The sequence below is a fragment of the Streptomyces glaucescens genome (assembly GCF_002154375.1).
Taxonomy (GTDB): Bacteria; Actinomycetota; Actinomycetes; order Streptomycetales; family Streptomycetaceae; genus Streptomyces; species Streptomyces glaucescens.
Map to the genome: position 1 here is coordinate 1 of NZ_MUND01000342.1, position 2,862 is coordinate 2,862.

Annotated in this window: 3 protein-coding genes; all 3 read left to right on the plus strand. The window is 72.4% G+C overall.

What is annotated here, in order from left to right; genetic code table 11:
- Nucleotides 1-135: 135 nt before the first annotated feature.
- Complete coding sequence (locus CCN42_RS22280) at nucleotides 136-543, plus strand: SH3 domain-containing protein (protein WP_086738170.1); 408 nt, start codon at nucleotides 136-138, stop codon at nucleotides 541-543.
- Between the two features lie 43 nt (nucleotides 544-586).
- The gene (locus CCN42_RS22285) at nucleotides 587-1,951 is read left to right on the plus strand and encodes an FtsW/RodA/SpoVE family cell cycle protein (protein WP_086738172.1); all 1,365 of its coding nucleotides are present in this window, start codon (nucleotides 587-589) and stop codon (nucleotides 1,949-1,951) included.
- The coding region (locus CCN42_RS22290; RefSeq protein WP_281259518.1) for a penicillin-binding transpeptidase domain-containing protein at nucleotides 1,948-2,862 on the plus strand (915 nt) is incomplete at its 3' end. The genes CCN42_RS22285 and CCN42_RS22290, both read left to right, overlap by 4 nt.

The following is a 2,862-nucleotide window of genomic DNA, read 5'->3' on the forward strand; positions in this document are numbered from 1 at the left end:
GCCCAGCCGCCCTGACACCCCCTCACACGCGCCGTACGGCCCCCGTCTCCCCGATGGCCCAGTGCGACAGGCGGCGGGCGGCGTCCGCTCCTAATGTGTCGATTAGTCAACTTCGTCCCACACGGAGGTACCCCCATGTTCCTGCGTTCCTCCCTCGCCCGTCTCGCCATAGCCACCGCCGCCGGTGTCCTCGCCGGCGCCGTCGCCGTCACGCCCGCCGCCGCGAGTGACGACTGGGGTGCCGAGGACGCGAGCCGTGGCGTGTTCGGCAGTCAGGGCGGCGGCCACCACGACGGGCACCACGATGCGCGCCTGTACCAGGGCGTCGTCACCGCCGACAGGCTGCTGCTGCGCAGCGCCCCGACGCGCGGCAGCCAGGTGATCCGTGCCGTCCACCGGGGCGACGTCGTGTCGATCTTCTGCAAGACACCGGGCGACAAGGTAGGGGGCAATCCACTGTGGTACCTCCTCACGGACGGCACCTGGGCCTGGGGTGCGGCCCGCTTCATCGACAACATCGGTCCCGCGCCACGCTGGTGCTGACGGACACACCCGGCAAGTCGCCCCGCTTGGGTAGGTTCCGGACATGACGAAGGCCGGAATCGGAACCGCCGTGGCCGTGGACGCGCCCGCTGTGGCGGTACGCCTCCCCCGGCGCCGCGGCATCGAACTCGCCCTCATCGTCGTGGCCGTGCTGCTCTCGGTGTACGGCTACTGCGCTGTCGGCCTCGCCCAGCACGGGACCCTCCCGCCCGGCGCCGCCGGCTACGGCGCCGGGCTCGGTGTGCTGGCGCTCCTCGCCCACCTGGCGGTACGGCTGCGCGCCCCCTACGCCGATCCCCTGCTGCTGCCCATCGGCGTCCTGCTCAACGGTCTCGGTCTGGTGCTGATCTACCGGCTGGACCTGGAGACCCCGGGCGACCGGGCGGCCCCCGCGCAGCTCGTCTGGTCCACGCTCGGTGTGGCCCTGTTCATCGGGGTCGTGTTCTTCCTGCGCGACCACCGCTTCCTCCAGCGGTACGCGTATGTCTGGGTGGCCGCCGCGCTGGCCCTGCTCACCCTGCCGATCTTCTTCCCGGCGGTGAACGGGGCCCGCATCTGGATCCGGGTCGCCGGGTTCTCCATCCAGCCGGGCGAGTTCGCGAAGGTGCTGCTGGCGGTGTTCTTCGCCGCGTACCTGTCCGCGAACCGCAGCGCCCTGGCGTACACCGGCCGCAGGATCTGGCGGCTCCAGCTGCCCACCGGCCGGGTGCTGGGCCCGATCGTCGCGATCTGGCTGGCCAGCGTGGGCGTGCTGGTCCTGGAGCGGGACCTGGGCACTTCGCTGCTCTTCTTCGGGCTGTTCGTCGTCATGCTCTACGTCGCCACGGGCCGCTCCGGCTGGATCGCCGTCGGCCTGCTCCTCGCGGTGCTCGGCGCGGTCGCCGTGGCGCGGCTGGAACCGCACGTGCACGGCCGGATCGAGGACTGGCTGCATCCGTTCGCCACCATCGACGCCGGTCAGGGGCCCAACCAGCTCGCGCAGTCGTTGTTCGCCTTCGCCGAGGGCGGGATCCTCGGCACCGGTCTGGGCCTCGGCCACTCCATCCTCATCGGCTTCGCCGCCAAGTCGGACTTCATCCTGGCCACGGCCGGCGAGGAACTGGGCCTGGCCGGGCTGTCCGCCGTCTTCCTGCTGTACGGCCTGCTGGTGGAGCGCGGTTACCGCGCGGGCCTCGCCCTGCGCGACCCGTTCGGGCGACTGCTCGCGGTGGGCCTCGCCACCATCGTGGCGCTCCAGGTGTTCGTGATCGCGGGCGGGGTGACCGGGCTGATCCCACTGACCGGCATGGCGATGCCGTTCCTCGCCCAGGGCGGCTCCTCGGTCGTCACCAACTGGGCGATCGTGGCCCTGCTGATCCGGGTGAGCCACGCGGCCCGCAAGCAGTACGACGGGCAGGTGGCCCCGTGACCCGCCACATCCGGCACGCCGCCGTCTTCTGCGCGCTGCTCCTGACGGCGCTGCTGGTCAACGCCGCCCGCATCCAGGTCTTCCAGGCCCCGGCGTACGACGACAATCCCGCCAACCGCCGCCAGACCATCGCCCGTTACGGCCAGCCGCGCGGCGACATCCTGGTCGGCGGGCGGCCGGTCACCGGCTCCAAGGACACCGCGGGCCGGCTCCGCTACGAGCGGACGTACAGCGACGGGCCGCTGTACGCCCCGGTCACCGGCTTCGCCTCGCAGGTCTACGGTTCCTCGTTCCTGGAGCACACCGAGGACGGGATCCTCTCCGGCACCGACCCGATGCTGGCGCCGTTCCCGCTGGTGGGCGATCTGACCCGGGCCCGCAGTCCGGGCGGTGACGTGGCGACCACCCTCAACGCGGCGGCCCAGCGGGCGGCGTACGCCGGGCTGGGGGCGCGCAAGGGCGCGGTGGCGGCGCTGGAGCCGTCGACCGGGCGCATCCTGGCGCTGGTCTCCACCCCGTCGTACGACCCGGAGTCGCTGTCGGGCAACGGTGTGACGGTGGCCCGGTCCTGGGCGCAGCTGAACGAGGACCCGAGCAAGCCGATGCTCAACCGGGCGGCGGGGCAGACCTATCCGCCGGGGTCCACCTTCAAGGTGGTGACGGCGGCGGCGGCGCTGGACGCGGGTGTGATCACGGATGTCGACGCGCCGACCGACTCGCCCGCCCCGTACACCCTGCCCGGCACCACGACGAGACTGACCAACGAGAGCGAGGGCTGCGAGGACGCGCCGCTGCGGGTGGCCTTCGAGTGGTCCTGCAACACGGTGTTCGCCAAGCTCGGCGTGGACGTCGGGGTGGCGGACATGGCGGCGACGGCCGAGGCGTTCGGCTTCAACGCGACGGACCTGCGC